The 5,990-nt window shown below is 52.4% G+C and carries 6 protein-coding genes; 2 read left to right on the forward strand and 4 right to left on the reverse strand.

Features of this window, described 5'->3' with window-relative positions; translation table 11 throughout:
- The 3 genes from FJ146_19030 to FJ146_19040 form a co-directional block, all read right to left on the reverse strand.
- On the reverse strand, nucleotides 1–338 hold a 338-nt coding region (locus FJ146_19030; protein MBM4254065.1), incomplete at its 3' end, for a hypothetical protein.
- Nucleotides 328–2,652: a hypothetical protein gene (locus FJ146_19035; GenBank protein MBM4254066.1), complete on the reverse strand. Its 2,325-nt coding sequence runs from the start codon at nucleotides 2,650–2,652 to the stop codon at nucleotides 328–330. The genes FJ146_19035 and FJ146_19030, both read right to left, overlap by 11 nt.
- Nucleotides 2,653–2,805: 153 nt before the next feature.
- Nucleotides 2,806–3,699, reverse strand: a complete 894-nt coding sequence (locus tag FJ146_19040) for a LysR family transcriptional regulator (protein ID MBM4254067.1) — start codon at nucleotides 3,697–3,699, stop codon at nucleotides 2,806–2,808.
- A gap of 118 nt (nucleotides 3,700–3,817) precedes the next feature.
- On the opposite strand from FJ146_19040, the gene FJ146_19045 reads away from it, so the two are divergent.
- Together FJ146_19045 and FJ146_19050 are read left to right on the forward strand one after the other, a co-directional pair.
- Nucleotides 3,818–4,462, forward strand: coding sequence for a carbonic anhydrase (locus FJ146_19045; protein MBM4254068.1), 645 nt, complete (start codon nucleotides 3,818–3,820; stop codon nucleotides 4,460–4,462).
- Nucleotides 4,398–5,402, forward strand: a complete 1,005-nt coding sequence (locus tag FJ146_19050) for a hypothetical protein (protein ID MBM4254069.1) — start codon at nucleotides 4,398–4,400, stop codon at nucleotides 5,400–5,402. Before FJ146_19045 ends, FJ146_19050 begins: the two co-directional genes overlap by 65 nt.
- A gap of 5 nt (nucleotides 5,403–5,407) precedes the next feature.
- On the opposite strand, the gene FJ146_19055 is transcribed toward FJ146_19050, so the two are convergent.
- Nucleotides 5,408–5,902: a hypothetical protein gene (locus FJ146_19055; GenBank protein ID MBM4254070.1), complete on the reverse strand. Its 495-nt coding sequence runs from the start codon at nucleotides 5,900–5,902 to the stop codon at nucleotides 5,408–5,410.
- Between the last annotated feature and the right edge of the window lie 88 nt (nucleotides 5,903–5,990).

The following is a 5,990-nucleotide window of genomic DNA, read 5'->3' on the forward strand; positions in this document are numbered from 1 at the left end:
GCGACGTAGTCCTCAGGTTGGTTGTCCTTAGCCGCAGGAATTTCGTGGCGACGCCAAACATGGTGGTCGCTAAGGATGGCGCGATCTGGGATCGTATATTTAGTCTGTTGCCACGCATCATGGGGAGCGGCATAGACTTCGTTAAATGAATCAAAGCCGAGCTCTTTGGTTAATATTGCTCGGTCGAAAGTCTGTCTTCTCTCGATTTTTGTGGATGGATCAAATACAGCAATCAAGATCGTAGCTATGGGTGGTAAAGACCACACTAAAAAGCGGGCCAGGAACGGGGCCGATGCCAGGCGAGACGATATCGTCGATGTTTTTTTATCACGCAGCAAATTGACCCCCTCTGGCATTAGATTTAGGGTCATTTGCATTGGTTTCGAGGAGAAGCGCAAATAGTGTACGCGACTGCTCGCTATGACCACCGACGGTATTCGCACCGTGCGTATAGGTGGGGCCATTCATGCGGCTCCAACGGATCCTTAAGACGATCTCGTCCAAGAACAGGCTACGGAGTCGTTGGTTGACGTGTTCGTCGTTGGTTTCTATCTGGACTGTCACATTGGCGTTTGGCGCCAGGTAGTGATCGCCTTGCAGTTGAAAGCCGTCGACTGATAAATCGATGACGCGGAATTTACCGTACGGCGAGGTCAAATAAATTAACTGATCATTTTGTAGCTCGTGTCGTTTTGATCTGGGCACTAATCCAAGAGAATCTTGATATTCCGAGTAAGCTTTACGCAACAAAGACTCATTCCCCTTATGGGGATCCACCTCGTAGGCCTTTACAAGTTCTTCTGAATGCTTGACGGCTATGAGAATCTCTTGGAATTCCTGTTTGTTTACTCCCTTACTGACCAGTAGATTGCGCGTAGCTGCACTGACCATGACCTTGAATGGATTGCACGCGGTCTCTAAGCGTGATGCAAAATTGACTCCGTTACCAACTAAAGTAAAGTCGGTGAGCTCTTGGCTCCCAATATTGCCGATCGTAACCACGTCCGTATGCATGCCAATTCTGACCGGCATTTTCCGTTGCTCGTCGATCTGATACTTGTCTGTGTCTTTGTAAAAACTCAGTGTAGTGCGCTGGATTTCTACCGCTGCGCGATAAGCATCGAGTGCGTGGTGGTTGCCGGTCCGGCTTTTCTCGTAGCCAAAGAAACATAAAACGCCGTCGCCAAGCGATCGATCAACGCTGCCACCGTGGTTGTGAATGGTCTTGATAATCTCATCAAGGCGTCTGGCCAGAGTTTTGTAAACCAACTCATTGTGACTATTTTCGGCAAACTTAGTGAAGGACACGATATCGATAAACATAACGGTGACTGGTAGTTCAGATGCACTGTATTGATCTAGGTAAGAGTCTCTGAGCATGGAGTTGAGTCGGTTTTTCGGTACGATGCCTTTCAGCGTATCCTGAACTATACGGTTACCAGTCTCCAGCTCTTTAGCTCTGGCGACAATGGCAGTTGATAGGAAGATGCCAGCCCAGATCTGCCCCAAAATATAAGCACGATCGGCGACAATATTGGACGGAATGACCCCAAACCAGGACAGCACTGAGAGTATCGCGCCAGCCAGTAGGCCGCGGATAGCTGTGTTAAATAACTGCACAGACGTCAGTAATTCGTAGCGTAGCGTGCGGATAGTGAGGTCAAGCGTAATCAGTACTGTTTGTGCCACCACGGCAAAAGTGATCAAAGCTGTATTGATTACCGGAGCCAGAAAGATCAGGATCACGTTCACTACCAGGCAGATGTTGAGGAGGCGATTGTAGCCCGGGATATTCTTTCCCAAGTTAAGAAACGATTTGCCGAACAGAATAAAGCTAATCACGGCGATGATAATAAAAAGGGTCGATAATTGCACGGTAGTGGTGTGATCTAAACTCAGGTCGAGATCGCTTAGGGTGCCGTTCAGAATCGCAGCAAATATGGCGACAGAAATGAGTCCCATCGTAAAGTAAATGTGGAAGAGCTTACGCAAGAATATCAGAAAAATAAGATGGTAGAGGCAGATCCCGAACGATATGCCCAGAGCAAAATTAATGACGATATTGCGGACGCTCAGGTACTCCTGATAGCTCTGCAGTTCTCTGATTTGTAGGGGGGTGAGCAGGAATCCCGATCCTTCGGCGCGGATATAGAGTATTTGCGTTTGATCGCTGCTCTCCTGAAAGGCAAAATCATAGGCCATTGCGGCCCTGGGGTTGGCCTTTTCGGCGCCGTTAAGCCCCGTGTTTTTGGTTGCTATGACACTCGCGCCGCTGGTGAGGTAGTAGTCGATCTCACGCATAACAGCGATGCCTATCTCGGCCACTAAACTCCGTCTGACGCGATCTCTGCCAACGGCTGGAATTGTGACTTTAAACCACACTTCACGAGATCCCAACTTGTTGGGGATGCTCGCGTGTATTGTCCCTGGTAACCAGGCCGTTGCTGGCAAGGCCATTATCTCGCTGAGCTCGTGGTGGCGTTCCAAGCTAACCGTGCGTGCCACAGCGAATTCTTTGATCCCCGCCGCCATCGGGTCCGGGGATAAAAAGTAGTAAAGGAAAAAGACGGGCAGAGCGATTCCCGCTTGGATCGTCCGTAGCCAAATTTGCCAGCGCCGTCCCGACATGATTGGTCCCGTTGGTGACTTCATTACCCCAGTCTGCTATCGGCGGCATACGGGCGGGATCTTAACGGGCAAGGTAGCGGGGTACCTATAGCTAGTAGGTAAGCCCTGAGAATGCGCAGCCTACTGCCATGAGCTTGGGCTTTGCTCAAATCATGATAGGCTGCTTCTGCTTGTTAATCAGAGCGTGAACTCTTTCATCAGCTGGGCGGCCACGGGATTTTCGAGCCGCCGCTTACCAGCAAACAACCATAGTTCGTCGTAAACGTCCGCCATGGTGCCAATCTCGACTAGGCTGCGGTTGCCGATGAGTTCCGTGGCAGCTGGTGCCGCCAGTATGATGATGCCGTCACCGTGCGCCGCCATCAACTTTTGTAAACTCGTATCTTGCACTTCGGCAACAACGTCGGGACTCACGCCATTTAGCTCAAAATAGTGATCAATCGCATGGCGAAGCTTAGACTGGATCGACGGCAAGATGACGGGCTGCTGGTTGAGTGACGCAGGGAAATTTTTCGCCAATGGGCCATACTTTTTAGCCCCAACTGCGACGGCTGGAACGCGTGCGATGTTTTTAGCGTAAATGCCACCACCATCGCCAGCGTGTGGTGGATCATTCGACAGGACGAGATCGATACGGTGCGCGCGGAGTTCTCGCAGAAGCTCGTGGGTATGTCCTTCAGCAAGTGTCACGATGCAGTCTTGCTTGCTCTGTGCACTGTGGAAAAGATCAAGTGTGATGTGTTTAGGCACGGCATCGGCCACGCCGATTTGAACCTGGATTTTCTGCCCGACATGGCGATCACTCAAGGCATCGAGCATCTCATCACCGAGCCTGAAAATTTCCGTCGCGTAACCGAGCACAAGGCGACCCGCCTCGGTCAGCTGTAGCTGCCGCTTGGAGCGGTCAAAGAGGGCGTGACCGAGGGTGGTCTCGAACTGCTTGAGCTGCGTGGACAGGGTGGGTTGTCCGAGGCGTAGTTTCTTGGCGGCGTTAGCAATCCCGCCCTCGAGCGCGATGGTTTTGAAGTAAAGCAGGTGGTGGTAGTTGATCCAAGGGCGCAAAGTGCTGATACTCCTGCCTAAATTACTTCGCTAAAAGCGAATGCTCCGATTATATTTATCAATTTTAGTAAATCACGAAAAACTCCGATCATCAATCGCGAACAACTGAGCCTTAGGAGCCCCCGCCATGAAAAACCTGCTTCCCGGACTACGCAAGTTCAACCAAGAGGTATTCCCCAAGAAACAAGAGCTTTTCGAGTCTTTGGCGCAAGGACAGACTCCGCACACGCTGATGATCGCGTGCTCCGACTCCAGGTTAGACCCGAACCTGGTGACGCAGACCCAACCAGGCGAGATCTTTCTTATCAGGAACGCGGGTAACATCGTTCCTCCTTATGGTGCCGCTAGCAGTGGCGAAGAGGCGACCATCGAGTTCGCTGTAGCGGGCCTAAAGGTCGGCAATATAGTCGTTTGTGGTCACTCTAAATGCGGTGCGATGGCTGCGCTAGCGCAGCAACCTAACATGGACAAGTTGCCGTCACTCAAGCGGTGGTTAGGACACGCTGAAGCAACGCGGCGGCGCCTTGAGGGCTCACCGCGGCTGGACGATCTTACGGAAGTTGTCGGCGAGAACGTTCTCGTCCAAATCGCCAATTTGAAGACCCATCCCGCAGTATCGGCGGCTTTAGCTCAAGATAAGTTGAAGATCTATGCTTGGGTCTACAATTTCGAAAACGGCGAAGTTTTTGTGTATGACACCGAACACAATGAGTACGTCCCGTCCCACCGCATCTCTGAAGAGCATATCGATGCTACCAAGTTTTCACTCTAATAGCGCCAGCCATGCCTCACCTAAGGCTCTGGTCAACGGCAGTGGCGACACTGACCAAGTGCTTGCTAATCAACCGGAGCCCAAGTCCTTTATCGCCGCGGCTCTGGCGTGGCGTGGGTCGGTGACTCCGATCGTTCTGCCGCGGGTGATTTGGGCCTCGGTATTTGCATCCCTGGTCAGCTGTATCATTTTTTTTGCTCCGAATTTCCACATACCCATCACGCCTTTTGAATACTCGGGAGCCGTATTAGCTCTCATTTTGGTGATGCGCGTCAATGCCGGTCACGACCGGTGGTGGGAAGCGCGTAAACTTTGGGGCAGCGTCGTCAACCAGAGCCGCAACTTAGGTATCGTGATTGCGGCCTATGGCGAAGCTGACAAAACAGTGACGGATCGATTGCTCCGACTCGTTGCTGCCTGGCCGCACGTCATGCGGGAATCGCTGCGGAGCGAAAAATCGTTGAGGGAGGTCGAGACCATCCTCGGTCCCGAGCTGGCGGCGGATATCAGAAACGCGCAGCATATGCCGGTATACGTCGGGCACCTGATTGCGCAGGGACTTGCCAGCCTGCGTCGATACCATATGGATCCTATGGCGTTCCACCGTGCCGAGACGGAACGCTCCGCCCTCATCGATGCCATCGGTGCTTGTGAGCGTATCCGTAACACCAGGATGCCGCTAGCTTTAGCCATCAAAACCCGACGCTTTTTGTTTTTATTCCTGGCGCTACTGCCATTCGCGCTGATTGAGCGCGTCGAGTTCTTCACGCCGCTCATCATGGCACTAGCATCGTACCCGCTTTTCAGCTTGGATGAGATTGGGGCCGAGCTGCAAAATCCATTTTCGCCCCGTAACTTGAGCCATCTGCCCCTTGATGGCATTTGCGATAATATCGCGAAAAACGTCCTGGCTCTTATCGACCAGAGGGATCCGGGCTGATCCGATCATTGCAGACTGACGACGCTAGCTCTCTCTTGACCCTGGCTACGCATGGCTAGTGCGGCCTTCTCGGCTTCGGCCTCGGTTGGGAAAAGCCCGCGTCTCACGCGATAGATGACGTGTCCTTGGTGATTGAGTGGTGTGTAGTAGGCATCATTGCCCTGCGCCTGCAGGGCTGCTACCAAAGTTTCAGCTTCTTCTTTTTGCTCGAAGACGCCTAGTTCGACGGTGTAGAGTGCCTCGGGCGTGGGTTTAGGCTCCACCTTGGTGGCAGCCATACTGGCGGCAATCGAACCCACACTCTTGTAGAAGAACCCCCCACGCTCATCGTCATCGCGCCCCCCTGCGTTGATGATTTTGCCCCTCAGCGGACTGATCTCTAGACCGAAGGCGGCGATCATGCCGGCAGCGATCAAGGTGGCAAAACCAAGGAACGCAAGGATGACCCGTGTGCTTTGAGACGAGCTCAGCTTCGTTGGCTTCGTTGGCTTCGTTGGCAAGGACCTTACTCCCTACGTCATGACATGGTATGACACTCATTATAGCCGGAATTTTCTGATGCGGTAGAGGATCCAAAGATGAGCAGCA

The sequence above is a fragment of the Deltaproteobacteria bacterium genome (assembly GCA_016874735.1).
Taxonomy (GTDB): Bacteria; Bdellovibrionota_B; Oligoflexia; order Oligoflexales; family CAIYRB01; genus CAIYRB01.

Coding starts and splice junctions, on each gene's coding strand:
- FJ146_19035 (MBM4254066.1), bottom strand. CDS start 2,652: ATGAAGTCACCAACGGGACCAATCATGTCGGGACGGCGCTGGCAAATT.
- FJ146_19045 (MBM4254068.1), top strand. CDS start 3,818: ATGAAAAACCTGCTTCCCGGACTACGCAAGTTCAACCAAGAGGTATTC.
- FJ146_19050 (MBM4254069.1), top strand. CDS start 4,398: ATGAGTACGTCCCGTCCCACCGCATCTCTGAAGAGCATATCGATGCTA.